Genomic DNA, 26,046 nt, shown 5'->3' on the forward strand with positions numbered 1-26,046 from the left:
GCACCATGCGCAAGAATATGCCCCTACTCCTGCTTCTTACCGGCCCCTGGCCGGTACCGACTGCTCCGCACTAAGTCCGGGGCAGGCGTACGGTCAGGGGATCTTCAGCCAATCCTTTTCCGAATTCCCCAGATCCAGGCAGCCTGCCATGACCAAGCCAGAACATATCCGCATCTTCGACACCACTTTGCGTGACGGCGAACAATCGCCGGGCGCGTCCATGACCCATGGCGAGAAACTCGAACTCGCCGCCTTGATGGAAGACATGGGCGTCGACGTGATCGAAGCCGGTTTCCCCGCCGCTTCGGAAGGCGACTTCGCTTCCGTCAGCGAAATTGCCCGCCGCTCGAAAGAGGCCATCATTTGCGGCCTGTCCCGCTCGACCGAGAAAGACATCGAGCGCTGCGGCGAAGCCGTACGCAACGCCGCGCGCCCGCGCATCCACACCTTCATCTCCACCAGCCCCGTGCACATGAAGCACAAGCTGCAGATGGGTCCGAATGCCGTGCTCGAAGCCGTCGGCCGCTCGGTCAGCCAGGCCCGGAACCTGGTCGACGATGTCGAGTGGAGCGCCGAAGACGCGACCCGCACGGAGTTTGACTTCCTGTGCAAATGTATCGACGTCGCCATCCAGAGCGGTGCGACCACGATCAATATTCCGGACACGGTCGGCTATTCCCACCCGGACGAATATGGCCGCCTGTTCAAGCGGCTGATCGAGAATGTCGCCAATTCGGATAAAGTGATCTGGTCGGCGCACTGCCATAATGACCTCGGCCTCGCGGTCGCCAACTCCATCAGCGCTGTCGCCAATGGCGCCCGTCAGGTGGAATGCGCGATCAACGGTCTGGGCGAGCGGGCTGGCAATGCCGCGCTGGAAGAAGTCGTCATGGCGCTGCGCGTCCGTCAGGATACGCTGCCTTTCACGACGAATGTGAAAAGCGAATACCTGTCGCGCGCCTCCGCCATGCTGAGCCGCATTACGGGTTTCCCGGTGCAGTACAACAAGGCCATCGTCGGCAAGAACGCGTTCGCGCACGAGAGCGGCATCCACCAGGATGGCATGCTGAAGAACTCCGAGACCTATGAGATCATGAAGCCGGAAGATGTCGGCGTGGCCAAGACGTCTCTGGTCATGGGCAAGCTGTCCGGCCGCCACGCCTTCCGCGACAAGCTGGAATCGTTGGGTTACGTGCTGGAGCAGGACGCGCTCAACGATGCGTTCAAACGCTTCAAGGCGCTGGCCGACAAGAAGAAGCACGTCTTCGATGATGATATCGTGGCGCTGGTCGACGATCAGCTGGCGGAAGATGGCGAACGTGCCATGTTCAAGCGCCTGCGCGTTGTGGCCGGCACCGAAGGCCCGCAGACGGCCGAGATCGATCTCGTCATGGATGGCGAGGACAAGTTTGCGATCGCCCGCGGCAATGGCCCGGTGGATGCGGTCTTCAACGCGATCCGCTCGCTGATCCCGCATTCCGGCAAGCTGGACCTCTACCAGGTGCATGCCGTGACCGGCGGAACGGATGCGCAGGCAACCGTGTCCGTGCGCCTGAACGATGCCGATGGCTTCATGGCAACCGGCCGGGCCTCCGATCCGGACACGCTGGTGGCGAGCGCCAAGGCTTACCTCCACGCGGTCAACAAGCTGGAAACCCGCAAGGCAAAGCGCCAGGCGGCCTGATCATTCCCTTGAAAACAGCCCCTTTCTCTCGTGCATCTCGCGCGGGAGAGAGGTCTGCTGTGTGCTGACGAGACCGTTTCATGGAACTCTGGATCCCGGTCACCCTTGCGGCGGCTTTCTCCCAGAATTTGCGCAACGCGCTGCAGAAGACGCTGAAAGGCCGCCTCAGCACCTGGGGCGCGACGGCCAGCCGGTTTGTCTTCGCCGCGCCGCTGGCTGTGCTGTTCTTCTTTGTCTTGCGCGGTGCCACAGGGCAGGGCGTGGGCGTGCCGCCGGGCAGCTTCTATGCCTGGGGCATGGTGGGCGGTCTTGCGCAGATCGTGGCGACGGGCCTGCTGATCCATCTGTTTTCGTATACGAACTTTGCGGTCGCCACGGCTTTCACCAAGACAGAGCCGCTGCAGACGGCTCTGTTCGGTATTGTCCTTCTGGGAGACCAGCTGACGGGCGGCGCCGCCATCGCGATCCTGATCAGCCTGCTTGGCGTGATCCTCGTCTCCATGCCGGGCGGTGAGGGAAAGGCGCGTTTCCGGATCGACAGCAAGGTCTGGATCGGCGTGTTGTCCGGTGGCTTGTTCGGTCTCTCAGCCGTCGCCTATCGCGGGGCCTCCCTGTCCTTGCCCGAAGGCGGCGTGGTGCTGCGAGCGTCAGCCGCGCTCGCTTTCGTGACAGTGTTCCAGGCGATCGCCATTCTCCTCTGGCTGGCCGTGCGGGAGCGCGGGCAGGTGGCCCATCTCGTGCGGGCCTGGCGCGTGGCCTCGCTGGTGGGCGTGACCGGCATGCTGGGCTCGCTCGGCTGGTTCACGGCCTTCACGCTGGAAAATGCCGCCCATGTGCGGGCCGTCGGGCAGGTGGAGGTGATCTTCACGCTGGCCATCTCGATCCTGTTTTTCCGGGAGAAAGTCACCCCGCGGGAGATCGCAGGTGTGTTGCTTGTGGCCGCCGGTGTTGTCGCGCTGGTGCTTCTGGCGCATTGAGGGCGCTGAATTCCGGAAGACAGGAGACAGGCATGGCGGAAGGCTGTTCAGTGCCCATCATGGATCGTACCTGGGTGCGCGAGGCGGTGCAGAAGATCAATGCGGACTTCAACCGCTCTGCCGACACCCACCTGATCAAGGTGGATCTGCCGGGCTTTCCGGATCAGACGCTCTACCTGAAGGACGAGTCCATCCACCCATCCGGCAGCCTGAAGCACCGGCTGGCGCGGTCGCTTTATCTTTATGGCCTGTGCAATGGCCATATTGGTCCGGACACGGTGATCGTGGAATGCTCGTCCGGATCGACCGCCGTGTCAGAAGCCTATTTCGCGCGCCTGCTGGGCCTGCGCTTCATCGCTGTCATGCCGAAGGGGACGGCGCCGTCGAAGATCGAGAAGATCACCTTTTATGGCGGCGAACCGCATGAAGTGGAGCCCGGCGAGATCTATGCCGAGGCCGAGCGGATTGCCTGCGAGCAGGGTGGCCATTTCATGGACCAGTTCACCTTTGCCGAGCGCGTCACGGACTGGCGCGGCAACAACTCCATCGCCGACAGCCTGTTCGCGCAGCTGGCGCTTGAAGACCATGCCATTCCAGACTGGGTTGTGATGAGCGCCGGTACCGGCGGCACATCGGCCACGATCGGGCGCTATATCCGCTATCGCTGTGACCTCGCCGCGAAGACGCAGCTGTGCGTCGCTGATCCGGAAAACTCCGTATTCTACGATCACTACCGCACCGGCGATCCGTCGCTGAAGATCAAGACCAAGTCACGGATCGAAGGCATCGGCCGGCCGCGGGTCGAGGCGTCGTTCCAGCCGCGCGTGATCGACCGGATGATGCAGGTGCCGGATGCGGCCTCGATTGCGACGATCCATTGGCTCGAAAAGGTGCTGGGCCGCAAATGCGGAGGGTCGACCGGAACGAATGTCTGGGCCGCGCTGCACCTGATGAACGAGATGCGCACGGCAGGGCAGGCGGGATCTGTGGCAACGCTGATCTGCGATGGCGGCGAGCGCTATCTCGACACGTGCTACAATCCGGACTGGATTGCGCGGGAAGGCCTGGAGCTTGCTCCGCATAAGCACTGGTTGGCGGTAACGGCAGGCGTCTGATTTTCAGGGTTGCGTCATTCAGGGACGAACCGCCTGTAACTTTTCTGGCTCGATCCGGGGCAATCGCGTGCGATTTTGAGACGAGGCGCGCATCATGGCGCCAGAAAAGCAATCAGCTTTCCTCGTTGTCCGGCTTTTCAGCCTTGCGGGCTTCTGCCTCGCGAATGCGTGCAATCAGCGCTTCGAACTTCTCCGGAACCGGTTCCTGAAGCAGGGATTCGAAGGTTTTTTGCAGGGCAGAACTCAGGGCCTGTGAGGCGCCGCCGGGAAGTTCCTCCGGAGGCCCGACGGGCTGGTCCTTGTCCTGAGAATTGTCCTTCATGAGATATCTTTCTGGATATGCCAAACTGATTGCTTCCCTTTTGGGCATATCAAGCGAGATGAATATCAGGCGGCTTGGTGATCGCAACCAGAATCTGTCCACCTGCGGCGCTGTGGCCGGATCCGTGATTTGGCAACGCCGCGACTTACATTTCCCAGACTCTTTCTGGAAATCCGGGATCTGTAATAAATAAAACACAAGGGAGGTTCCGCCCGGGCATATATTATCGGATAAGATATATAGATTACATTTGTGGGAGAGTGCTTTTGTATATCATAAATGATGCGCTGATCTGGCCGGTTTTCAGATGGAGCGAGCCAATAATGGCAGTCTTTGTGCCGAATTCGAATCTGTTTGCGGGCGTTTCATCCGGTTCAATTCAAGGAAAAAAGTCTGTCCGCATGTCGCGATAATTGTCGGGAAGAACAAGGCGGAGCTGGAACGCCTGTTCTCAGGCCAGGGTGGGCAGCCGGGCCAGTGGATCAGCCGAAGCAATCGCGGGCCAGAGCAAATTTTGGCGATTTGGCGCGCGATCCGGCAGATCGGGTAAATTTCATCTATTCCTTCAACCGTAACTCCATCCCCCTGTGTCAGAACGGGCCGTAACGATGTGGCACGCCAAATGTGCCGGATTGAAAAACGACCTTGCCTGAGCGGGCGCAAAGACCCGCCTGGCAACCAACAGGGTGATGAAAACATGGCAAAGACGGTCCTCGTTATCGATGACGATCCGACGCAACGCCGCCTGCTTCAGGCGGCTGTGGAAAAGGCGGGCTTTGCCTGCCGCACGGCGCCGGATGGCGAAGCTGGCATTGCGCTGGCGGCGGACCCGAAAGACGGCATTGATGTCGTCCTTCTGGACCTGACCATGCCAGGCCTGTCAGGGATGGAAACGCTGGAGCGTCTTGCAGCCAAGCGGCAGGATCTGCCGGTCATCATGCTGACGGCAACCAGCGGCATTGATACGATTGTCCAGTCCATGCGCGGTGGCGCTGTCGACTTTATCGTGAAGCCGGCCAATCCGGAACGCGTGGTCGTCAGTATCCGGAACGCCCTGAAGATGCAGTCGCTGACGGGCGAAGTGAAACGTCTCGCCCGCAAGGTCGAAGGCGGCATGTCGTTCGACGACATGATCGCGTCTGCTGCGCCGATGCGGCAAGTGATCCGCCTCGCTGAGCGTGCGGCGGTCTCCGATATCCCGGTCCTGATCCTCGGTGAAAGCGGTGTCGGTAAGGAAGTTGTCGCCCGGTGTATCCAGGGCGCTTCGACCCGTGTCGGTAAGCCGTTCGTCACCGTGAACTGCGGTGCCATCCCGGAAAACCTCGTCGAGTCGATCCTGTTCGGCCATGAGAAGGGTGCGTTCACTGGCGCTGTTTCCAAGGCGCTCGGCAAGTTTGTCGAGGCCGATGGCGGCACGCTGTTCCTGGACGAGGTGGGCGAACTGCCGCTCGATGCGCAGGTGAAGCTGCTCCGCGCGCTGCAGGAAGGTGAGGTCGACGCGGTCGGCTCGCGTCGCCCGACGAAAGTGGATGTGCGGATCATCTCCGCCACGAACCGTGACCTCTCGCAGCAAGTTGCTGACGGCACGTTCCGCGAAGACCTGTTCTACCGCCTCAACGTGTTCCCGATCGACATGCCGAGCCTGCGCGAACGCCGCGACGACATTCCGGCGCTGGTCGACCACTTCGTCGCCCGCTTCAATGCGAGCGAAGGCACGAAGGTCTCCGGCGTGGCCGACGACACAATGAAGATGCTCTATGCGTTCGACTGGCCGGGTAACGTCCGCCAGCTGGAGAATGCCGTCTTCCGTGCCGTGGTTCTGTGCGAAGGCGACAAGCTGCGCCCGCAGGACTTCCCGCAGATTTCCGGACAGATGCCGGACATCGCCAGCCTGCCGGCCGCTCCGGCGGCGACGGCAACCGAAGGTGCGGCTCCGGCGGTCGCCGGTGTGGCTGCTGTTGGTGACGGCCCGGTCCCGATCATGGACGCCGATGGTGAGATGCGCGCCCTGCAGGATATAGAACGCGACATCCTTCAGTATGCCATCGACTTCTATCAGGGCCATATGAGCGAAGTCTCCCGCCGCCTCGGCATCGGCCGCTCGACACTTTACCGCAAGGTGCGCGAGTACGATCTCGACATGCACGAGCGCGAAGCAAGCTAAATCTCATTCAGACTGTTTGAGGCCGTCTCAGCCCTGAGGCGGTCTCGACAGGTCGAATGACATCGCCACATCGCAGCGTGCATAGCGTTTGCCGTAGCGCTTCATGATGTTCGCATCATGGACGAAGCCGGCCTTTTCATAGAGGTGGATGGCCGCGGCGCACTTCCGGTTGGTCAGCAGGAACAGGCTGCCGATGGGCAACTGCCGCGCCCGCTCGATCGTCCGTTGCAGGAGGAAATCTCCGGCTTTCAGGCCGCGGGCACTGGCGCGTACACCCATCTTCGTCAGCTCGAACGTGTCGCCATCGACCGGCATCAGGGCACAGGTGCCGATGATGCCGAGCCCGGTGGCCTCCACAAACAGGATGACGCCGCCCCGATCGATGATCATCTCGCGCGGGTGCTCGATGATCTCAATGTCCTTTTCCTCCAGCGTGAACATGTCCTCCACCCATTCACGGGTGATGGCGTCGAACTCGGGCGCGAGGCGGTCGTCATATTCGACCAGTCGCAGGGCTGGGCCTGCGCCTTCGTCGAGGATCCGGTCGTGCAGGGAACGCGCCTGCAGGGCCGCCTCGACCCGGCCGATCTGGGTCAGGAAATCGGCATCAGGGCCTTCGCAGAGGCGCTGCGCCGCGCGGCGCACCTGGGGCCAGAGATCCCGCTTCAGCTCGTTCACCAGTGCTTCGCCCTCCGGCGTCAGGCGGATCTGCTTCTGGCGGCTGTCGCTTTCGACCGGCGAGACCGTGGTCAGGCCCATTTTCTGAAGGGCGTTATGAATGCGCGTGACGGCGGGCTGGCTGATGCCGACGGCCTCCACCGCCTCGCTGACGCTGAGCGGGCCATAGGTGGCGAGCGCCGCCAGCAGCGGGAAATGTGTGCCCTGAATGGGCAGGCCGCGGTCAGCAAACACTTTCGTCGCATCCGCCTGCATCCGCTCTGCCAGACGTTTCAATCGGCTGCCAAGGGCAAGCGGTCCCATCTCCGCCAGAACGTCTCGTGGCATGCCAGCCTCCATCAAATTAGCATGATATATAACATGTAATATAATTGGATCTGTCAAGCGGCTTCCGGTTGCCACGGTGCGATCAGGCTTCGTCTTCGATGGAGCTGGCGACTGTCGCGGGCGTGGGCCGGGACAAAGCGGCGACAGCAAGGCCTGCGCCCGCAGCCAGCACCATCAGCCAGTAGATGTGCGTCTGCGCCTCTGCGCCGCCGGGCGCCAGGGCATCATAAGCAAGGCCGGACAGGAAGGTGGAGAGCGCCAGAATCGGCCCGAAGACGAGCGCGCCGTTGACGGCATAGGCGAGCGGCAGGCGCTCGTCCGGCAGGGCCTGCTGAAGGAAGCGCATGGTCGCCAGGTGGGTGAGCGCGAAAGAGGCGGCATGCAGCGTCTGGAATACAGCGGCGAGGCCAATCGGCAGGACGAAACCTGCCGCCGTCCAGCGCACGATCGCCCCCAGTCCGCCCAGCCACAGCAGACCAACGGCGCTGAATCCGCGAAGCAGCCGCCCCGAGAGCAGCAGGAGCCCGATCTCGGTCACTACACCAACCGCCCAGAGCGCCCCGATGCTGGAGCCGGAAATGCCCTGCGATACCCAGATCACGGAGGAAAAGGCGTAATAGACGCCATGGCTGGCCTGGATCAGTGCGGCGGCGAGGATGAAGGCGAACAGGGCGGGCAGCCGGTACAGCGAGAAGCCCTCGGTAAAGGTGCTGAGAATGGTGCGTTTCGGCAGCACTTTGCGGGCGCCCTGCCGTGTGAACAGTGGGGCGATCGTCGCCAGCAGGGCGGCGATGAGGAGATAGGTCAGGATGCCGTGCGGCCCGAAGGCTGACAGGGCGGCGCCGCCGGCAAGGTTTGCGAAGACGAAGGCGAGCGAGGCGATGGCGCGGCCCTGCCCGTAATCCGGCCGGGCATTCCGCGTGCCGTAGATCAGCACCGCTTCGAACAGGGGCCCGGACACATTGGTGGCGCTGTAGATCGCGACACAGACGAGGAAGGCGGCGGCCTGCGGCAGATCAGGGAAGATCAGCGCATAACCGGCAAGGCAGACGGCCATCGTCCCTGCCAGCGTGGCGCGCAGCCCGTGCGACTGGGCCCGGCCCGCGGCGAGCGGTCCGGCGAAAATGCGGATCAGCGCGGCGAGTGTGCCTGCCCCGGCGATTTCCGCGCCTGACATGCCGCCAGCCTTCTCCATCCAGACCGGCAGGTATGGCAGGTTCGCGCCGAGCACGAGGTTGACGGCACCGGCCGAAAGCGAGGCCCGCCAGGCATCGTTCACGCCCATCTGTCAGGCCTGCAGGAAAGAAACGGGCCGGTTTGCATTTTCGGGGGTCCGCGGACTGGGTGGAAGATCGAATCCGCACTACTCCGGTTAAGGCGGCCGGGATAGCGGAATTTGACCGTGTCCGGAAAAATCTACAGCGCCCTCAGGCGGGCGTTGCGGCCAGCTGTTCCTTGATCACCTCGCCCACCTTTCTGGCGTCGGCTTCGCGCGGGCTGCCGGCGCGCCAAGCGATGCCGATCCGGCGGCCGATGACCGGGCGCACAAACTCCCGCACGGCGACGTCGCTGCCGACATTCAGGCCGTGGTCCACGGCGAGTTTCGGCAGGAGGGACACGCCAAGCCCACCGGCAATCATGTTGACCAAAGTGCCGAGCGAGGTCGCGGCGACCTGATCCTTCCGCGCGCCCGTCCGCATGCGGCAGATGGAAAGGGCATGGTCGCGCAAGCAGTGACCGTCCTCCAGAAGCAGCAGGCTTTCGTCGGCAAGGTCTTCCGGGGCGAGCCCGTTCTTCGTGGCCAGCGGGTGATTGGCTGGGGCGGCGAACAGGAACTCGTCGTCGAAGAGGGTCATGGTTTCAATGCCGGGCGTGTCCCAGGGCAGCGCGATCAGGGCGGCGTCCAGTGTGCGGGTGCGCAGCTGGTCGATCAGGCGGCCGGTCTTGTCTTCGTGCAGGTAGAGTTTGAGGTCCGGATAGGCAGTGTTCAGCGCGCGCACGGTCTGCGGCAACACGAAAGGGGCGATGGTCGGAATGGCGCCGAGGTGGAAGGGGCCGGTCAGCAGGGCGCCGGCGCTCTGCACCGCCTGCACGAGCGCATGGGCATCGTTCATCAGGGCCGAGGCCCTAGCCAGGGCAATCTCGCCGGCATGGGTGAGGCTGGCGCCGCGGGCTTCCCGTTCGGCCAGTTTGACGCCCAGGAGATCCTCCAGCTCCCGGATTCCGGCAGAAAGGGTCGGCTGGGTGACATGGCAGGCTTCAGCCGCGCGCGAAAAGGAGCCGGTTTCGCCAAGGGCGACCAGGAACTGCAACTGGCGGAGTGTCGGGATGATCATAGGATTAGTCTATGGTCTAACCGGCAACCATCAAAAATTCTTTTTGTCGCATGCAGAAATTTATCTCGGCGGAATTATTTCAAAAATACAGCAAAATCAGCGCACTGGATGGTTCGAAGATCTGTTCTGGACGTCGAAATATTCCCTGGGTGTCTCTGAGCGAAAAAAACTTCAGCCGGGAGGGGAAAAAATTGGAACCGTTTCGCGTCCCCAGACATATCCCTCTTGAACCGTTCGGGGCGGGACATCTCAACTCCCCACCCAAGACCCTCGTTTCGAACGGCGAAAATGGCCCGGCAAGCCGGAACACAGCGTCCGCCACCCATCTGGACGCTCGGCACCGTCCCCCTCCCAAGCCAGATGGCTTGTCGGGCCTATTTTCCTCCCTCAGCGGACTTTGCCATGATCATAGCGGACCTTGAGCGGTCCATACATGGCCTGTGCTTGCTACAGGAAATGCGCCGGAATGTTTGCTGGGTGCCCAAGTCGAATCCCTGACTGTGCAAAGAAAAATCAAGTTGCCGGAAGACCAATTCCGAGCTGGTGCGCAAAACGCAGGCCCCGAATGTTAAAAACTCAGTAACTTTTAATCTGGCTGTGGATAACCGAGTCTGTTTCGGCATCGAGCTGATTCAAAAAGGAAATTCGGTGTCCGCCCACGTGATCCCACCGCATTGTTCCGGTTTGTTCACCATTCGAACGCATAGTGTTCCTGTGTGGGGCTGTTGTGGATATTTCGATTCACGTGTCTCGCCCATTGAGGCCCATGCCTGCCCATGATACTCCAAATTAAGACATGGTTTACCCATGCGGGGTTTAGGCAAACGAAGAACGGGCTGGCGGGTGTTCGTATCCACCTACGAAAGTGCAATTGACGCAAAAGGGCGGGTCTCCATCCCGGCACCCTTTCGCGCGGCGCTGGGCGGTGGAAACCGGATTTTCCTGTGGCCTGCCCTCGACGGATCCGGCTGCCTGGAAGGCGGCGGCGAAGCCCTGATGGCCATGTACCGCGCCACGCTGACCCGCCTGCCCCCGCAATCCCCGGTCCGCAAGGCGCTCGTGGCGTCGATCATTGCCGGCTCGGCAGACCTGAAGATGGACGATACGGGGCGCATCAAGCTCACCGACGAACTGATCGAGGCAGCTGGTCTCGACGGCCGCGTGAAATTCGCCGGCAATATCGACAGCTTCCAGATCTGGAACCCCGAAAAGCATGCCGCATTTACCACGGCCATGGCCGAAACGGCTGCGAAACCGGAGACCCTGGAAGCGCTCGGCCAAGCCTACAATGAAGTGCTGCGCCAGCACGAGATGGGTCTCTACCCCGACCTGAAGCTTGTTGAGGGAGGGGATGGATGATGACCACCAAACCCCGGCCTGATACCGCCGCTTCCGGGCACAAGCCCGTCATGCTGGACGAGGTGCTCGCTGCCCTCGATCTGAAGGATGGCGACCAGATTGTTGACGGCACGTTCGGCGGCGGCGGCTATACCCGCGCTATACTGGCGGCCGCAAAGTGCTCCGTCTTCGCGATCGACCGGGACCTCGATGCCATCGTGCGTGCCGAGGCCCTCGCCGCCCAGACCGACCGCATCACCCCGCTGCTGGGACGGTTTGGCGAGATGGATGCGCTGGTCGAGGCCACCGGCTGCGATGCGGTCGACGGTGTGGTGCTCGATATCGGCGTCTCCAGCTTCCAGATCGACGAGGGTCATCGCGGCTTTTCCTTCAACAAGGACGGCCCGCTGGACATGCGTATGGGCGCGGCCGGCCCGACGGCGGCCGATGTCGTGAACCATATGGAGGAAGGCGACCTCGCCAATGTCATCTTCCGCCTCGGCGAGGAGAAGCAGGCGCGCCGGATCGCCCGGCAGATCGTCCAGCGCCGCAAGGAGCAGAAGTTCGAAACCACGCTCGATCTCGCCGAAACGGTGGAGACCGCCGTGGGCGGGCGCAAAGGCAGCCGGATTCACCCCGCCACGCTGACCTTCCAGGCGATCCGCATGTATGTGAACGACGAGCTGGGCGAGCTGGCCCGGGCGCTGGTGGCGTCGGAAAGGCTGCTGAAGCCCGGCGGGCGGCTGGTCATCGTCACCTTCCATTCGCTGGAAGACCGGATGGTGAAGCAATGGCTGCGCGACCGGTCCGGCAAGAACACCGGCGGATCCCGGCATATGCCCCTGATGGCCAAAGGCCCGGAACCGACCTTCGAACTGCGTCCAAACAAGCCGATCCTGCCGCAGGATAAGGAAGTGGAAGGCAATCCGCGTGCACGATCTGCGAAATTGCGGGCCGCGATCCGGACTGAAGCGCCTGCAATCGATGAAGAGGCGGATGACGGCATGAACCTGCCCCCGCTTTCGAAACTGGAGGACGTGTCATGAGCCGCCGCGTATTCATACTGGGTCTCGTCATTGTCGGCCTGCTGGTATTCAGCCTCTACCGGGCGAAATATGGCGCCAAGGATACCGCTGCCGAACTGATGGCCGTGGAGGCCCAGATCGAGGAAGCCCATCACGAGAAGGCGCTGCTGGAGACCGAACTCTCCCATATGAGCCGCCGGGAATGGATCGAGGAATATGCCCGCAACGAGCTGGGCATGGCGCCGCCGCGTCCGGAGCAGATGGCAAACGAGCGCGATCTGGATGCGCTGGTCGGCCTGCCTGTCGACCCGGCTGCGGATGCAGGCAATTCCTCCGCGGAGGCGCCTGAATGACGGAAGCGTCGCGCCACCGGACACGGCTGGTCGGCCTCGGCCTCAGCGGACTGTTTGTGGTGCTGGCCGGCAAGGCCGGCTACCTTGCGCTTTCGCCTGAGCGCGATTCCAGCGTGCTGGCCGCGCGGGCTGGCGAGCAGGTGAAGCGCGCCGACATTGTCGACCGGAACGGTGAGCAACTCGCGACCTCCGTCACTGTCTATTCGCTTGTCGCCAATCCGCAGCTGATCTGGGACCCGCGCGAAGTGGCAACCCGCATTGCCGGTGTGCTTCCCGACATCGACGCCGACAGCCTGACGGCCCGCCTGTCCGATCAGTCGCGGGAATTTGTCTGGGTGAAGCGGGGCCTCACGCCCCGCCAGCGGCAGACCGTGTTCGATCTCGGCCTCGAAGGCCTGTGGTTCAAGGAAGAGATCAGCCGCGCCTATCCGCGCGGCACGCTCGCCGGGCAGGTGCTGGGCTTCGTGAATGTCGACGGCGTAGGTGCCGGCGGTGTCGAGTTCAGCCAGAACGACCGTCTTACTGCGGGCGGGGAGCCGCTGCGCCTGACCATCGACAATGGTGTGCAGGCCGCTGTCGAAGCCGAGCTTGCTGCCTCCGCCGCCGCTGACGGGTTCGAGGGCGCCGCTGTCATCCTGATGGAAGCGCGCACGGGCGAGGTTCGCGCCATGGCGAGCTGGCCGCCCTTCAATCCGAACCGCTCCTCCGACATTGCCATTGATGACCCGTCCCGCATGAACCGGGCGACGGGCGCGCTCTATGAGCTGGGGTCGGTGTTCAAGCCGCTGACCGTGGCGGCGGCCCTGGAAGCTGGCGCGATCCGCCCGACCGACATGTTCGATGTCCACGATCCGATCGAGATGCGCGGCTACACGATTTCGGACCTTCACCCGATCGGGACGCGAGCGACTGTCACGACGATCATTGCCGAAAGCTCGAACATCGGCACCGTCCACATCAACCAGAAGCTCGGCCCGCGCCGCCAGCAGGACTTCCTGAAAACGGCAGGCTTGCTTGACCGCTCGCCGGTGGAACTCTCCGGCAGTGCCGCGCCAATCCTGCCGGAACGCATGGATGACCTGACCGCCGCCACAATGGCCTATGGCCACGGCATCGCGGTGACGCCGATGGCGTTCCTCTCGGCCTTTGCCGCCTTCGCCAATGGCGGAGAGCGTGTGACGCCGACCCTGATCGTCGACGAGACCCGCAAGCCGAATCCGGTGCGCGTGATGTCGGCGATCACCACAGACCTCGTGAACGCCATGATGCGAGAAGCGGTGCTGACCGGAACCGGCAAGAATGCCGAAGTGGCGGGCTATCGCGTGGCAGGGAAGACGGGCACGGCGGAGAAGCCTGTGCCGGGCGGTTATGATGACGGGCGCAATATCTCCAGCTTTGCGGCGATATTTCCCTATGACAGCCCGCAGTACGCCATGATTGTGACACTGGATGATCCCAAAGCCGGACCGGGAGGCTCTGTGGCTTCCCAGAATGCGGCGCCGACCGCAGGTCGCATCATAGAACGTGTCGCGCCGTTGCTCGGCATCGCCCCACGCTTTGAAGATTTCCGTCCTGCAGGAGATGCGTACCGCTCCGGAGATGAGAGGACTTCGCTGTGACCTGTAAACTTAAAGACCTGTTCCCGGACGCCCCGCACGGCGACATCGAAATCACCGGCATGACGGCGGACAGCCGCCGCGTGCAGCCGGGATACCTGTTCGCAGCCCTGAAGGGCAGCGTCACCGATGGCCGCAAGTTCATTGCGGACGCGATCGAAAAAGGGGCCGTGGCGGTCCTCTCCGGCGATGCCGGCGATGAGGTATCTGTCGCGCATGTCGTCGATGAGGAACCGCGCCGCGCGCTCGCGCTGGCTGCGAAGCGTTTCTACAATTCCCAGCCGGGCACAGTGGTGGCGGTCACCGGCACGAACGGCAAATCCTCGACGGTCGACTTCTGCCGCCAGATCTGGGCACGCGCCGGATTGAAGTCTGCCTCCATGGGCACACTCGGCGCTATCGGCCCGGAAGGCCATATCGATGTCGGCCACACGACGCCGGACCCGGTGACCATTCACGAGACATTGGCCGAACTTACCCGGCAGGGCGTCTCCCATTGCGCCATGGAAGCCTCTAGCCATGGCCTGGAGCAGCACCGCCTCGATGGCGTGGAGCTGTCGGCGGTCGCCTTCCTGAACTTCACGCAGGACCATCTCGACTATCATTCCACGATGGAGGAATACCTCTCCGCCAAGCTGCGCCTCTTCCGCGAACTTGGCCGGCCGGGTGTGCCCGCCATCGTCAATGCCGACTCCGACCAGTGCAATGATTTCGAGGCAGCCGCCCTTGGCCATCTCATGCCCATCGTCTCCTTCGGCTGGCGTGGGGAAGACCTCTGGATCGACGAAATCATGCCGCGGGCAACCGGGCAGGTGCTGCATCTCTTTTGGCGCGATGTGGAACAGAAGCCGCTGGAGCTGCCGCTGATTGGAGAGTTCCAGGCACTGAACGCACTGGCGGCGGCTGCGATCTGCCTGTCCCTCGGCATGGATATCGACCAGGTCGTTGACGGCCTGACGCATCTGGAGCCTGTCAAAGGCCGGATGGAATTCATCGGCAAGACCGAGTCCGGTGCCGCCGTGTTCGTCGACTATGCCCACACACCGGACGGACTGGACGTGCTGTTGCGTGCCGTGCGCCCGCATACGGCCGGAGACCTGAAAGTCATCTTCGGCTGCGGCGGCGACCGCGATGCGCGCAAGCGCCCGCTCATGGGCGAGATCGCGGCGCGGCAGGCCGATGACGTGATCGTCACCGACGACAATCCGCGCACGGAAGACGCCGCAGAGATCCGCAAGCAGGTACTGGTTGGATGTCCGGACGCGCGCGAGATCGGTGACCGGGGCGAAGCAATCCGCACGGTCATCGCAGAACTCAAGAAAGGCGATACGCTCGTCATCGCCGGCAAGGGCCACGAGACCGGCCAGATCATCGGCAAGGAAGTCCATCCCTTCTCCGACCAGGATACGGCGCGCGACGCGCTGGGGGCGGCGCTTGCATGACGAAACCCCTCTGGACTTCCGACGACATCACCCTTGCCACCGGCGGCGTCGCAACTGCGCCGTTCACGGTGACGGGGACGGTGTCGATCGACACACGGTCGCTGCAGCCGGGTGACCTGTTCGTTGCGCTGAAGGACCAGCGTGATGGTCATGACTTCGTCGAAGCCGCCTTCGAAGCCGGAGCAGCCGGCGCGCTCGTCTCCCGCAAAAAGGGGGAAGGGCCGCAGGTCATCGCCGACGATGTGCAGACCGCGCTGGAGCAGCTGGGCGTTGCCGCCCGCGCCCGTTGCGGCGCGCACCGCACGGCGATCACCGGATCGGCCGGCAAGACAAGCGTCAAGGAAATGCTGGCGCGCATCTACCGCGCGCTCGGCCCGGCGCACTGGAGCCAGAAAAGTTTCAACAATCACTGGGGCGTACCGCTGACGCTGGCCCGCATGCCGGAAGAGACCGAACGCGCCGTCTTCGAAATCGGCATGTCGACGCCGGGTGAGATTGCCCCGCGCAGCCGCATGGTCCGTCCGCATACGGGGCTGGTCACCTGCATTGCCGGGGCCCATCTGGAAGGTCTCGGCAGCCTTGAAGCAGTCGCACGCGAGAAAGCCGATATCTTTGAAGGGCTTGAGGCGGGCGGTACGTTCATCCTGCCGGCGGACGATACCTTCTTCGAATATCTCGCAGACCGGGCGCGGACGCTCTGTCCGACGGGGAACATGGAATCCTTCGGCCGCGGGCCGGATGCGACCGCACGGGTTGTCGGCTACGAAACCGATGGCGTGACCAGCCGGGTCCAGGTCGATGTCGTCGGCAAGCCGGTGCTCGTCACGCTCGAAGCCGTTGGTGAACATTGGGCAATGAATGTGGCCGCCGCCCTGCTGGCCGCCACACAGACTGGTGCGTCCGTTGCCGACTGTGCCGAGGCGTTGTCAGGTTACGCACCGCCACCCGGACGCGGCACGGCCGAGCGCCTCGCCCTGCCCTCCGGCGGCAGCTTCACGCTGATCGACGATGCCTACAATGCCAATCCGGGCTCGATGCGGGCAGCACTTTCCTCATTGAAACAACGCGGTGCAGGCCGCCGGCTGGTTGCGCTGGGTGAGATGCTGGAAATCGGCGAAAGGTCGGATGCGGAACATGCGGGTCTGGCAGGACCTGTCGTGGAAACGGGCACGGTGGGAGTCTTCCTTGCGGGGGACAAAATGACTCACCTGGCAGAGGCCTTGCCGACAGACTTGCAGAAAGTGTGGGCGCCGAAGGCCGACGAACTTTTCAATGCACTGGAAAATACACTTCGGGATGGCGACGTGGTCTTGATCAAAGGCTCGAATGCATCCGGGATGGGACGATTAGCAGACCGTTTGCGCCAATGGAGCGCAACGGCGGACATGGGCAAGATGGTTAGCAGCGCAGAAGGTGCTGCAGGGGTTAGTTGATGCTGTACGAATGGCTGGCCGCTGACAGCGGCATCCTGAACGTTCTCAACTATATTACATTCCGCACAGGTGCGGCCGTGGTGACGGCGTTCCTGGTGACGGTGGTGTTCGGTGATGCCATCATCAATTTTCTGCGCGCCCGCCAGGGCAAAGGACAGCCGATCCGCGACCTGTCGCTGGAGCAGCAGCTGGAAAAGCGCGGTACACCAACCATGGGCGGTTTCCTGATCTGGCTCGGCCTGGTCGTCGGCGTGTTGCTCTGGGCAAACCTGCACAATCCCTACATCTGGGTCACCCTGTTCGTGACCATGTCCTACGCCATTCTCGGCTTCCTCGATGACTATGCGAAGGTCACCAAGCAGACGGATGCCGGCGTCTCCGCCAAGGTGCGTCTGCTGGCAGGCTTTGGTATCGCGGCACTGGCTTGCGCCTTCATCATGGGGCTGCACGGTGCACACACGCCGGAAGGCCATGCCGAATGGGGCGCGCTGAACGGACTTGCCGAAAAGATCGCAGCCTACGCCCCGCAAACCAGCGTTACGCCTGCCGATCCGGATTTCTCGGGCGGTGTCGCTGTGCCTTTCGTCAATAATTACTTCCTGCCGCTCGGCATGTTCTTCATCCTGTTCGGGATGGTCGTCGTTGTCGGCAGTGCCAATGCGGTGAACTTCACCGATGGCCTGGATGGCCTCGCCATCGTGCCGATGATGTTTGCGGCTGCGTCCTATGCGATGATCGCCTACCTCACCGGTAACTTCGTCTTTGCCGAATATCTCGGCATCCAGTTCGCGCCGGGAGCAGGGGAACTGGCCGTGCTGCTGGGTGCCATGATGGGCGCCGGCATGGGCTTCCTCTGGTACAATGCCTATCCGGCCAAGGTCTTCATGGGTGATACCGGCTCGCTCGGTCTCGGCGGCATGCTGGGCGTTGTCGCCGTGGCGACCAAGCATGAATTCGCGCTGGTCGTGATCGGCGGCCTGTTCGTGATCGAGGCGCTGTCCGTGATCATGCAGGTCAGCTGGTTCAAGCTGAGCCGGCGCCTCACCGGCGAAGGCAAGCGTATCTTCCTGATGGCGCCGCTGCACCATCATTTCCAGAAGCAGAACTGGCCGGAGACCCGCGTCGTCGTCCGCTTCTGGATCCTGTCCGTCCTGTTCGCCCTTGCGGGCCTTGCAACCCTGAAGCTGAGGTGAGCGAGCGCGCATGATCCCGATTACGGAATACGCAGGAAGGGATGTTGCGGTGTTCGGCCTTGGCCGCACCGGCCTTTCCGCTGCCAAGGCCCTGAAGGCCGGCGGCGCGCGTGTTCATGCGTGGGATGACAATGAAGACACCCGCCGCAAGGCGGAAGCGGCAGGCCTGACCCTGTCCGACATCAACAAGCGCGACTGGCAGACTTTTGCCGCGCTCGTCCTGTCGCCGGGCATTCCTTACAAATTCCCGCAGCCGCACCGCATCGTGCGCATGGCTGAGATGACCGGTGTGCCGGTTGTCGGCGACATGGAACTCTTCGCCCGCGCGGTTCAGGCCCTGCCGGAGCGCGGCCGTCCGAAGATCATCGGCATCACCGGGACGAACGGCAAGTCGACGACAACTTCCCTCATCGGTCACATCCTGAAGAATGCTGGCCGTGACGCCCGCATCGGCGGCAATATCGGCACCGGCGTGCTGGACCTTGCCGCCTTGCATGCCAATGCGATCTATGTGCTGGAGCTCAGCTCCTACCAGCTGGACCTTGTGAAGAGCCTTCACTGTGACGTGGCCGTGCTTCTGAACATCAGCCCGGACCACCTCGACCGGCATGGCGGCATGGAAGGCTACCAGGCTGCCAAGATGCGCATCTTCCAGAACCAGACCGAGCGGGATACCGCGGTGGTCGGCTTCGACGATGTGATCACCCAGTCCATCGCTATCGGCCTGGCGGCGCGCGGGCCCGCACGTGTGGTGCAGGTCTCATCCAGCTATGCGCTCGGCCGCGGTGTAAGCGCCGTGGACGGACGGCTCTACGATTCCAACACCGGAAATGCCCTCTTTGTCGGCAACCTTGCCGAATGCGCCGCGCTGCCGGGCAAGCACAATCACCAGAACGCTGTCGCGGCCTACGCAGCCTGCCGGGCACTCGGCCTCGACCCGCAAACCATCATGGAAGGCCTCAGGACCTTCCCGGGCCTTGCGCACCGCATGGAGCGCGTGGGTGAAATCGAAGGCGTGCGCTTCATCAACGATTCCAAGGCCACGAATGCCCAGGCCGCAGAGCAGGCGCTGAAGTCCTACGACAATATCTACTGGATTGCCGGGGGCGTGCCGAAATCCGACGGTATCGGCCCGCTGACACCTTACTTCCCGCGCATCAACAAGGCCTACCTGATCGGCGAAGCGGAGGAGGCATTCGCCGCCACGCTGAAGGGTAAAGTGCCCACCCAAGGCTGCGGAACACTGGAAAATGCAGTCCAGGCCGCCTTCCGCGATGCCAGAAACGCCGGAATCGACCATCCGGTCATTCTTCTTTCACCAGCCTGTGCGAGCTTTGACCAGTTCCGCGATTTTGAGCACCGGGGCGATACGTTCCGGTCGATCGTGGAGGCGATGATGCCCACAGAGCTGAGGGAACTGGCTTGAGTTATACGGCCACAGCGCCATTTCTTGCCCGGTCTGATACGTCCTGGTTCACGGAATGGCGGCGCACAGTTGATTGGGGCCTGCTGGCAGGGGCCTTTTTCCTGATGGCGATCGGCCTTCTGATGTCGCTGGCGGCTGGCCCGAGCGCGGCGGCGCGTATCGGCTATGACAATCCGTATTTCTTCCCCATGCGGCAATCGATGTTCGCGGCGGCGGGTGTCATCCTGCTGCTCGGTACCAGCATGCTCGACAGGGCCTGGGCGCGGCGCTTCGCGGCGGTGCTGCTGCTCGGCTGCATTGGGCTGATGGTCTACATCCTTGTCGGCGGCGGACATGAGGCCAAAGGCGCGCATCGCTGGATCCGGATCGCCGGATTTTCGCTGCAGCCGTCCGAAGCGGCCAAGCCTGCGCTGATCGTTATGTCCGGCTGGCTGCTGGCGCAGCGCGAACTGTATCCGAACCGGATCTGGGAAGTTGTGGCATTCATCTTCTTTGCTGTGACCGTCGGCCTGTTCCTGCTGCAGCCGGATGTCGGCCAGTCCTTCCTGCTGACGGTTGCTTTTATCGTTACCTTCTTTGTCAGCGGCTTGCCCTGGCGCTGGGGCGCCGCCTTTGCTGGCGGCGGTGTCGCGCTGGGCGGCCTGCTCTATGCGCTGCTGCCGCACGTGCGGGACCGGATCCGCGGCTTTGCCAATGTCCAGCATGGTGACCATTCGCAGATCGACCGCGCGGCCGAAGCCATCGGGCGTGGCGGCCTCTTCGGCGTCGGCCCGGGGGAGGGGCTGGTCAAGGCGCACCTACCTGATGCGCATACGGATTTTATCTTCGCCGTCATGGCCGAGGAGTTCGGCCTCGTCGCGGCGATTGTGCTGCTGGCAGCCTTCGCCCTCATGATCCTGCGCGGCTTCCGCGCCTCTGCGCGGGTGGAAGATGGCTATGCTCGCGCGGCAAGTGCCGGACTTTTCACGCTTTTCGGTCTTCAGGCTGCCATAAACCTGGCGGTAAATCTGGCCCTGATCCCGCCGAAAGGGATGACACTGCCATTTGTGTCCTATGGCGGCTCGTCCATGCTCGGCACGGCATTGACTCTGGGCCTTGCGCTGGCACTTGTGCGCGGACAAGGTACGCGCACAAGGGGCCGGTATGGCTGAAGATACGAACGGTAAACTGGTCATCATCGCAGCAGGCGGGACCGGCGGACACATGTTCCCGGCCCGGGCCTTTGCCGACGAAATGCGGGGGCGCGGCTGGCGCGTCGGCCTGATTTCCGACAGTCGCGGTCTTCACTATGCCAGCGATTTTCCGGCGGAGTGGAAGGAAGAGGTGTTTGCTGCCTCCCCGAACTTCCGCAAGCCATGGACGCTGCCCGGCGCCTTCCTGAAAATCCAGGCTGGCATCGGCATGGCCAAACGGATCATGAAGGAAAAGAAGCCCGCGCTTGTGGCTGGCTTTGGGGGCTATCCGGCGTTTCCGGCGTTAGCGGCCGCGAAAGCCCGCAAGGTGCCAATCCTGATCCATGAGCAGAATTCCGTCCTCGGCCGCGTGAACCGCAACATGGCGCCGAATGCGAGCGTCATCGCCAGCGGCTTCGACCGGCTGGACCGGCTGCCCGGAGGCAAGCCGCACAAGGCGGTCGGCAATCCGGTCCGCGCGCCGATCCTCGCTGTGCGGGACCTTCCTTATCCGGCTACGGACGGCAAGCTGACTATTCTTGTGACCGGCGGGAGCCAGGGCTCGCAGATCATTGGTGAGAGTGTTCCGCTGGCGATTGCCAATCACATCCCGGCGCCACTGCGCGCGCGCCTCAAAGTGATCCAGCAGGTACGGGCCGAGCAGCTGGAAAAGGTGAAAGACATCTACGACAAGGTCATGGTCGAGGCAGAGCTTGCGCCTTTCTTTTCCGACATGCCGGAGAAGCTGGCTGCCGCCCATCTCGTCATCGCGCGCAGCGGGGCAGGGACGGTGAGCGAACTGGCAGCTGTCGGCCGCCCGTCGATCCTGATCCCGCTGGCCATCGCCATGGACGACCATCAAGCCGCCAATGCCGAAGCCCTGACAGATGCGGGCGCCGCCGACATGATCCTTGAAGCAAACCTTTACCCCGCGCTGCTGGGCGAGCTGATCGCGGCGCGCCTGTCAGACGCGGATGAACTGAAACAACGCGCCGAAGCGGCAAAGAATTCTGCCAAGGTGAACGCGGCAGGCGACCTCGCCGACCTCGCCGAAGCCGTGGCCCTGCACTGAGGTCTCGACCGGCACCCCAACTTGGCGCAGCATGACACAGACCAGACTCCGGAGACCTTAGAACATGGCTTCCCCTACACCTTTTGATCTTGGCCCGGCGCATATCGTCGGCATTGGCGGCATCGGCATGTCAGGCATAGCCGACGTGATGATCACGATGGGCTATGACGTGCAGGGCTCCGACATCAGGGATTCCGACAATATCGAACGCCTGCGCCAGCGCGGCGCGAAAGTGTTCATCGGGCACAAGGCGGATAACGTCAAAGGCGCCGGGACGGTGATCATTTCCTCCGCTATCAAGGGCGACAATCCGGAAGTGGCCGCCGCGCGTGCCGCCGGTATCCCGGTCGTGCGCCGCGCCAACATGCTGGCAGAGATCACCCGCCTCAAATACACGGTCTGCGTCGCGGGCACCCATGGCAAGACAACGACGACGTCCATGGTGGCGGCCCTGCTGGATGGATCGGGGATCGACCCGACCGTCATCAATGGCGGGATCATCCATGCCTATGGTTCGAACTACAAGGCGGGCGAGAGCGACTGGATGGTTGTCGAAAGCGACGAAAGTGACGGCACGTTCGCAAAGCTCCATCCGACCTGCGCCATCGTCACCAATATCGACCCGGAACACATGGACCATTACGGCTCCATGGAGAAGCTGCGCGAAGCGTTCGACATTTTCGTCGAAAACCTGCCTTTCTACGGTTTCGCCGTTCTGTGTACCGATCACCCGGAAGTGCAGGCGCTGGCTGCGCGTGTGACCGACCGCCGCCGCATTACCTATGGTTTCAACCGGCAGGCCGACATCCGCGCCGTCAATCTCGAAACCGACCTTGCGGGCGCCCATTTCGACGTGGCGCTGCGGCGGCCTGGATCGGCCATGCCGCGCATGATCGAAGGCCTGACCCTGCCCATGGCCGGGGAGCACAATGTGCAGAATTCGCTGGCGGCCATCGCCGTGGCGCTGGAGCTGGGCGCGACGGACGAGCAGATCCGGAATGCGCTGATCAGCTTCGGCGGCGTCAAACGGCGCTTCACGGCGGTCGGCGAGTGGACGCCCGTCGCAGGCGAGGCGCCGGTTCGCATCATAGATGATTACGGCCATCACCCGGTGGAGATTTCGGCTGTGCTGAAAGCCGCCCGGGCCATGCAGGGGCAGGGGCAACTGATCGCTGTCTGCCAGCCGCACCGGTATACGCGCCTTCGGGATCTGTTCGAGGAATTCTCGCGGTGTTTCGACCAGGCCGATGAAGTACTCGTGGCGCCCGTTTATGAGGCCGGAGAAAGCCCGATCGATGGCTACAATGCCGAAACGCTTGTCGCATCGATCCGGCGGCACGGTCACCGGTCCGTTTCGATGCTGGAGTCCCTGGATACTTTGCCGGACGTGATCCGGGCGCATGCGCAGCCCGGCGCCATGGTGGTTTGCCTCGGTGCGGGCGACATCACCCGCTACGCAGGAGACCTTGCCTCGAAGCTCGAAACTTCAGGCTGACCTCGCGGCAGGTGCCGCAGGCGGACTCTTCCCCTTTGCCTTCCAATGTCGCAGGCTGCGCGAAAGCCCCCGGCAAGAGGCGGCGATTGGCCATGGGAGTGAGTATAGATGAGTGACACTCAGGTTGTCGGACCGACGCCAGCTTTGCCTGAGTCCGAAACGGAGCGCGCTGAAGGCGGACCGTTTGGAATCAAGGGGCTGGCCTGGGCGGTCTTCGAAGGCGCGCGCAATCCCTATTACAACCTGATCGTCATTTATGTTTTTGCGCCTTACTTCGCAAAAGAGATGGCCGGGGGCGGGGAGCATGGGCTCAGCCTGTCCGGCCTGACGGTCACAATTGCCGGCATCGCGACAGCCCTGACAGCGCCCTTCCTTGGCGTGATCGCAGACAAGGCGGGACGGCGGAAGCCGCCAATCGCCTTCTTCATGGCGCTCATGTTTTGCTGCTCGTTCAGCCTGTGGTGGGCGCGTCCGGAAGGCCCGCTGACCATGTGGCCGACCATGGCCGTGCTGGCGTTGGCCTATTGCTGTTACGGATATTCGGAAGTGCTGCACAATGCGATGCTGCCGAATGCGGGGCGGCCGAGTGCCTTGCCGTATATTTCCGGCCTTGGCCTTTCCATGGGCAACATCCTGAGTGTCGGGATTCTCATCTTCTTCCTGTTTGGCCTGCTGTTGCCGGGATCGGGCTTGCCGTTTGCACCCGCCGAACAGGTCATCAAGCTCGACCGTGAGACGTTTGCGCCGGAGCGGTTTGCCGGGCCGTTTGTTGCCGTCTGGATGGCAATCCTGCTGATCCCGTTCTTTGTCTTCATGCCGGACGGCATCAAGGGCGGTCAGAGCACAACCTGGAAGCAGGCGGCGGCCGACGTCTTCCGCGGAGAAGACCGCCATTCCGGGAAAGCGCAGAGCCCGGCCCAGCGGATCAAGGTGCTGATCAGCTACCTGAAAGGCCTGTTCAAGGAGCATCCGCAGACCATGCGCTTCCTGATCGCGCGCACGATTTACGCCGATGCGATGTCTGCACTTCTGACCCTTGGCGCCGTGTATGCCGGCACGTTCCTCGGCTGGAACGGTGTGGAGATTCTGTTCTTTGGTATCACAGGGGTTCTGTTCGGGGCGGTCGGTGGCTTTGTGGGTGGCTTCCTGGATCGTCGGCTGGGACCGAAGCTGGCTCTGGTCTGGGAAGTTTCTGCTTTGGTGATCCTGCTGCTCGCGCAGCTCTCGATCACGCCGGATGCCCTGTTCTTCGGCATGGTGCCCGCGAACACGCCTGTCTGGGACAGCCCGTTTTTCAGCACGCTGTCCGACATCACCTATTTCCTCTTCGTGATCCCGGTCGCGATTGCCGTGGTCGCATCGATCTCATCCAGCCGCTACATGCTGGTGCATATCGCGCCGCGGGAGCGGATCGGCGAATTCTTCGGTCTCTACGCCATTGCGGGCACGGTGACGGTGTGGATGGGCCCCGGCATTGTCAGCCTGCTGACCTGGGTGACCGGCAATCAGCGGATCGGGATGGGGGGGATCGGCTTCATGTTCCTGATCGGTCTGATCATTCTCTGGAAGGTCCACGCGCCGAAGCGCGGCTTCGAGGACTGATCCCATAAAAGAAGGCCGGCCTCCTGAGAGACCGGCCTTCCGGTAAATGCTCCTGGGAGAGGAGTTGGATCAGCTGGTGGGGCCGAACGGGTTGGTACCTGAGCTGGACGTTGTGATGCGGGCAATTTCCGACACGCGCCGCGGGCGCAGGTAGAATTTGTCGCTGATCGTCTTCGAGGTCGTAATGATGTAGCCGAACTCGCTCTCATAATCGTAGTTGACTTCAGCCACGATGATGGAGCCGGGGGAGGGCATGATGCTCGCCGGAATCGTAATCGACTGGCCCTTGTTGTAGGGCGAAATGTTGTGGGCATCCGACCAGGCAACTTTCGGATTGCCGTCACCATTGTCGACAACACTGGAAATACGCATCTGCGCTGCATTGGCTTCGTACGGTTCCATGAGCACCTTCGCTGCGGCGAACATTTCGGCCATGTCGGAATCGGTCACGGTGGAAAGGCGGGCCGTCAGGTCGCCGAGGCTTGCGCTCGTCTGGGTCACCCGGCGGTCAACTTCCATCAGGAAGCTGAGTTCGATTGCGCCGAGATACAGCATGATCAGCAGGGGAGCGACGAGGGCAAACTCCACTGCGGAGATGCCTTGCTCATTGTAACGAAGCCCGCGGATGCCGCGCCATTTCAGGCGGGGATTGAGCCGGGAAAGAAGTGTACGTCTGGCCATGGATCAGTCTCCAAACGGCTCGTTGCGGAAAACGGTGGTCGCCGAAATCAGGTGTTTGCCATTGGCCAGATTGGCCAGAGGGGCAGACAGGATCGGGGTCACCAGACCCCATTCATAATAGACGCGGACGGCCACGATATCGTTGGCGCCACCGGGCTGGAAGTCGAAGCTGCTGTCATCGAAATTCCCGTCTGAATCGACAGGGGAGCCCAGGCTGGCGGCGCTGAAGCTGTTCAGGCGTTTGACGTCGATATGCAGATTGGAGTCGCAGCTCATCAGGCCGAACATCTCGTCACAGACGGAATTCCGGAACTCAACCTTGGAAAAGCCGGCCTGTTGCGCCTGGCCGGTCCGGATTTCACGGGACGAGTCCGAGACGGCGTGTTCAAGCACAGTCGTCATGATGAAGATCAGGCAGATCTCCAGGAGCCCGAAGATGATGAAAAAGAAGGGGGCTGCGATGAGTGCGAACTCCACCGCGGTCTGACCGCGATGGTCACGCGCCCAGCTTGCCAGCTTGCGCTGCAGCCTCGATGACAGAAAACCTGCATTCAATGAACGCATCCCAAACCCCTCTTCCAGAGTCGCTCAACCT

At 62.7% G+C, this 26,046-nt stretch carries 22 protein-coding genes; 16 read left to right on the top strand and 6 right to left on the bottom strand.

Annotated features, from left to right (window positions below; genetic code table 11):
• The first annotated feature begins 148 nt into the window (after positions 1-148).
• The 3 genes from R3C98_RS06075 to R3C98_RS06085 all read left to right on the top strand — a co-directional run bounded on the left by R3C98_RS06075 (position 149) and on the right by R3C98_RS06085 (position 3,776).
• On the top strand, positions 149-1,684 hold the full coding sequence (locus tag R3C98_RS06075; RefSeq protein ID WP_371313219.1) for a 2-isopropylmalate synthase: 1,536 nt from the start codon (positions 149-151) through the stop codon (positions 1,682-1,684).
• Positions 1,685-1,764: 80 nt separating this feature from the next.
• Positions 1,765-2,661, top strand: a complete 897-nt coding sequence (locus R3C98_RS06080) for a DMT family transporter (RefSeq protein WP_371313220.1) — start codon at positions 1,765-1,767, stop codon at positions 2,659-2,661.
• Between the two features lie 32 nt (positions 2,662-2,693).
• On the top strand, positions 2,694-3,776 hold the full coding sequence (locus R3C98_RS06085; RefSeq protein WP_371313221.1) for a PLP-dependent cysteine synthase family protein: 1,083 nt from the start codon (positions 2,694-2,696) through the stop codon (positions 3,774-3,776).
• A 112-nt stretch (positions 3,777-3,888) separates the two neighbouring features.
• On the opposite strand, the gene R3C98_RS06090 is transcribed toward R3C98_RS06085, so the two are convergent.
• Positions 3,889-4,098, bottom strand: a complete 210-nt coding sequence (locus R3C98_RS06090) for a NepR family anti-sigma factor (RefSeq protein WP_371313222.1) — start codon at positions 4,096-4,098, stop codon at positions 3,889-3,891.
• A gap of 697 nt (positions 4,099-4,795) precedes the next feature.
• Here R3C98_RS06090 and R3C98_RS06095 point away from each other — a divergent pair.
• Entirely contained in the window at positions 4,796-6,262 is a 1,467-nt protein-coding gene (locus R3C98_RS06095; protein WP_371313223.1) for a sigma-54-dependent transcriptional regulator, read from the top strand.
• 27 nt (positions 6,263-6,289) lie between these two features.
• Here R3C98_RS06095 and R3C98_RS06100 read toward each other — a convergent pair whose 3' ends face one another.
• From R3C98_RS06100 to R3C98_RS06110, 3 genes are all read right to left on the bottom strand, one after another.
• Positions 6,290-7,267: a GNAT family N-acetyltransferase gene (locus tag R3C98_RS06100; RefSeq protein WP_371313224.1), complete on the bottom strand. Its 978-nt coding sequence runs from the start codon at positions 7,265-7,267 to the stop codon at positions 6,290-6,292.
• A gap of 82 nt (positions 7,268-7,349) precedes the next feature.
• Positions 7,350-8,552: an MFS transporter gene (locus tag R3C98_RS06105; protein ID WP_371313225.1), complete on the bottom strand. Its 1,203-nt coding sequence runs from the start codon at positions 8,550-8,552 to the stop codon at positions 7,350-7,352.
• 142 nt (positions 8,553-8,694) lie between these two features.
• Positions 8,695-9,603, bottom strand: a complete 909-nt coding sequence (locus tag R3C98_RS06110; RefSeq protein ID WP_371313226.1) for a hydrogen peroxide-inducible genes activator — start codon at positions 9,601-9,603, stop codon at positions 8,695-8,697.
• Positions 9,604-10,446: 843 nt separating this feature from the next.
• On the opposite strand from R3C98_RS06110, the gene R3C98_RS06115 reads away from it, so the two are divergent.
• The 12 genes from R3C98_RS06115 to R3C98_RS06170 all read left to right on the top strand — a co-directional run bounded on the left by R3C98_RS06115 (position 10,447) and on the right by R3C98_RS06170 (position 24,770).
• A complete protein-coding gene (locus R3C98_RS06115; protein WP_371313227.1) occupies positions 10,447-10,962 on the top strand; it encodes a division/cell wall cluster transcriptional repressor MraZ in 516 nt (171 codons plus the stop codon).
• Positions 10,959-11,987, top strand: a complete 1,029-nt coding sequence (gene rsmH / locus R3C98_RS06120) for a 16S rRNA (cytosine(1402)-N(4))-methyltransferase RsmH (protein ID WP_371313228.1) — start codon at positions 10,959-10,961, stop codon at positions 11,985-11,987. The genes R3C98_RS06115 and rsmH overlap by 4 nt, the downstream gene beginning before the upstream one ends.
• Positions 11,984-12,319 (top strand): septum formation initiator family protein, encoded by a 336-nt coding sequence (locus R3C98_RS06125; RefSeq protein ID WP_371313229.1) that lies wholly within the window; start codon positions 11,984-11,986, stop codon positions 12,317-12,319. Before rsmH ends, R3C98_RS06125 begins: the two co-directional genes overlap by 4 nt.
• A complete protein-coding gene (locus R3C98_RS06130) occupies positions 12,316-13,938 on the top strand; it encodes a peptidoglycan D,D-transpeptidase FtsI family protein (RefSeq protein ID WP_371313230.1) in 1,623 nt (540 codons plus the stop codon). Before R3C98_RS06125 ends, R3C98_RS06130 begins: the two co-directional genes overlap by 4 nt.
• Complete coding sequence (locus R3C98_RS06135; RefSeq protein ID WP_371313231.1) at positions 13,935-15,377, top strand: UDP-N-acetylmuramoyl-L-alanyl-D-glutamate--2,6-diaminopimelate ligase; 1,443 nt, start codon at positions 13,935-13,937, stop codon at positions 15,375-15,377. The genes R3C98_RS06130 and R3C98_RS06135 overlap by 4 nt, the downstream gene beginning before the upstream one ends.
• Entirely contained in the window at positions 15,374-16,810 is a 1,437-nt protein-coding gene (gene murF, locus R3C98_RS06140; protein ID WP_371313232.1) for a UDP-N-acetylmuramoyl-tripeptide--D-alanyl-D-alanine ligase, read from the top strand. The genes R3C98_RS06135 and murF overlap by 4 nt, the downstream gene beginning before the upstream one ends.
• Positions 16,810-18,003 (top strand): phospho-N-acetylmuramoyl-pentapeptide-transferase, encoded by a 1,194-nt coding sequence (gene mraY, locus R3C98_RS06145; RefSeq protein ID WP_371313233.1) that lies wholly within the window; start codon positions 16,810-16,812, stop codon positions 18,001-18,003. Before murF ends, mraY begins: the two co-directional genes overlap by 1 nt.
• Before the next feature lie 10 nt (positions 18,004-18,013).
• Positions 18,014-19,429: a UDP-N-acetylmuramoyl-L-alanine--D-glutamate ligase gene (gene murD / locus R3C98_RS06150; RefSeq protein ID WP_371313234.1), complete on the top strand. Its 1,416-nt coding sequence runs from the start codon at positions 18,014-18,016 to the stop codon at positions 19,427-19,429.
• Positions 19,426-20,580, top strand: a complete 1,155-nt coding sequence (locus tag R3C98_RS06155; RefSeq protein WP_371313235.1) for an FtsW/RodA/SpoVE family cell cycle protein — start codon at positions 19,426-19,428, stop codon at positions 20,578-20,580. Before murD ends, R3C98_RS06155 begins: the two co-directional genes overlap by 4 nt.
• Positions 20,573-21,673 (top strand): undecaprenyldiphospho-muramoylpentapeptide beta-N-acetylglucosaminyltransferase, encoded by a 1,101-nt coding sequence (gene murG, locus R3C98_RS06160; RefSeq protein WP_371313236.1) that lies wholly within the window; start codon positions 20,573-20,575, stop codon positions 21,671-21,673. Before R3C98_RS06155 ends, murG begins: the two co-directional genes overlap by 8 nt.
• A 64-nt stretch (positions 21,674-21,737) precedes the next feature.
• Positions 21,738-23,168 (top strand): UDP-N-acetylmuramate--L-alanine ligase, encoded by a 1,431-nt coding sequence (murC, locus tag R3C98_RS06165; RefSeq protein ID WP_371313237.1) that lies wholly within the window; start codon positions 21,738-21,740, stop codon positions 23,166-23,168.
• 108 nt (positions 23,169-23,276) lie between these two features.
• Positions 23,277-24,770 carry an MFS transporter gene (locus R3C98_RS06170; protein ID WP_371313238.1) on the top strand — a complete coding sequence of 498 codons (1,494 nt, stop codon included), beginning with the start codon at positions 23,277-23,279 and terminating at the stop codon, positions 24,768-24,770.
• A gap of 69 nt (positions 24,771-24,839) precedes the next feature.
• Here the strand turns inward: R3C98_RS06170 and R3C98_RS06175 are convergent, their stop codons facing one another.
• Both R3C98_RS06175 and R3C98_RS06180 read right to left on the bottom strand, forming a co-directional pair.
• Positions 24,840-25,451, bottom strand: a complete 612-nt coding sequence (locus R3C98_RS06175) for a TadE/TadG family type IV pilus assembly protein (RefSeq protein ID WP_371313239.1) — start codon at positions 25,449-25,451, stop codon at positions 24,840-24,842.
• 3 nt (positions 25,452-25,454) lie between these two features.
• Positions 25,455-26,015 (bottom strand): TadE/TadG family type IV pilus assembly protein, encoded by a 561-nt coding sequence (locus R3C98_RS06180; protein WP_371313240.1) that lies wholly within the window; start codon positions 26,013-26,015, stop codon positions 25,455-25,457.
• Positions 26,016-26,046 lie beyond the last annotated feature (31 nt).

The organism is Hyphomonas sp. (assembly GCF_041398465.1).
Lineage (GTDB): Bacteria > Pseudomonadota > Alphaproteobacteria > Caulobacterales > Hyphomonadaceae > Hyphomonas.

Excerpts from the sequence above, each read along its gene's own strand:
- R3C98_RS06080 (WP_371313220.1), top strand. The coding sequence starts at position 1,765 with ATGGAACTCTGGATCCCGGTCACCCTTGCGGCGGCTTTCTCCCAGAAT.
- R3C98_RS06085 (WP_371313221.1), top strand. The coding sequence starts at position 2,694 with ATGGCGGAAGGCTGTTCAGTGCCCATCATGGATCGTACCTGGGTGCGC.
- rsmH (WP_371313228.1), top strand. The coding sequence starts at position 10,959 with ATGATGACCACCAAACCCCGGCCTGATACCGCCGCTTCCGGGCACAAG.
- mraY (WP_371313233.1), top strand. The coding sequence starts at position 16,810 with ATGCTGTACGAATGGCTGGCCGCTGACAGCGGCATCCTGAACGTTCTC.
- R3C98_RS06110 (WP_371313226.1), bottom strand. The coding sequence starts at position 9,603 with ATGATCATCCCGACACTCCGCCAGTTGCAGTTCCTGGTCGCCCTTGGC.
- murF (WP_371313232.1), top strand. The coding sequence starts at position 15,374 with ATGACGAAACCCCTCTGGACTTCCGACGACATCACCCTTGCCACCGGC.
- murC (WP_371313237.1), top strand. The coding sequence starts at position 21,738 with ATGGCTTCCCCTACACCTTTTGATCTTGGCCCGGCGCATATCGTCGGC.
- R3C98_RS06125 (WP_371313229.1), top strand. The coding sequence starts at position 11,984 with ATGAGCCGCCGCGTATTCATACTGGGTCTCGTCATTGTCGGCCTGCTG.
- murG (WP_371313236.1), top strand. The coding sequence starts at position 20,573 with ATGGCTGAAGATACGAACGGTAAACTGGTCATCATCGCAGCAGGCGGG.
- R3C98_RS06180 (WP_371313240.1), bottom strand. The coding sequence starts at position 26,015 with ATGCGTTCATTGAATGCAGGTTTTCTGTCATCGAGGCTGCAGCGCAAG.
- R3C98_RS06095 (WP_371313223.1), top strand. The coding sequence starts at position 4,796 with ATGGCAAAGACGGTCCTCGTTATCGATGACGATCCGACGCAACGCCGC.
- R3C98_RS06105 (WP_371313225.1), bottom strand. The coding sequence starts at position 8,552 with ATGGGCGTGAACGATGCCTGGCGGGCCTCGCTTTCGGCCGGTGCCGTC.
- R3C98_RS06170 (WP_371313238.1), top strand. The coding sequence starts at position 23,277 with ATGAGTGACACTCAGGTTGTCGGACCGACGCCAGCTTTGCCTGAGTCC.
- R3C98_RS06100 (WP_371313224.1), bottom strand. The coding sequence starts at position 7,267 with ATGCCACGAGACGTTCTGGCGGAGATGGGACCGCTTGCCCTTGGCAGC.
- R3C98_RS06075 (WP_371313219.1), top strand. The coding sequence starts at position 149 with ATGACCAAGCCAGAACATATCCGCATCTTCGACACCACTTTGCGTGAC.
- R3C98_RS06090 (WP_371313222.1), bottom strand. The coding sequence starts at position 4,098 with ATGAAGGACAATTCTCAGGACAAGGACCAGCCCGTCGGGCCTCCGGAG.
- R3C98_RS06175 (WP_371313239.1), bottom strand. The coding sequence starts at position 25,451 with ATGGCCAGACGTACACTTCTTTCCCGGCTCAATCCCCGCCTGAAATGG.
- R3C98_RS06130 (WP_371313230.1), top strand. The coding sequence starts at position 12,316 with ATGACGGAAGCGTCGCGCCACCGGACACGGCTGGTCGGCCTCGGCCTC.
- murD (WP_371313234.1), top strand. The coding sequence starts at position 18,014 with ATGATCCCGATTACGGAATACGCAGGAAGGGATGTTGCGGTGTTCGGC.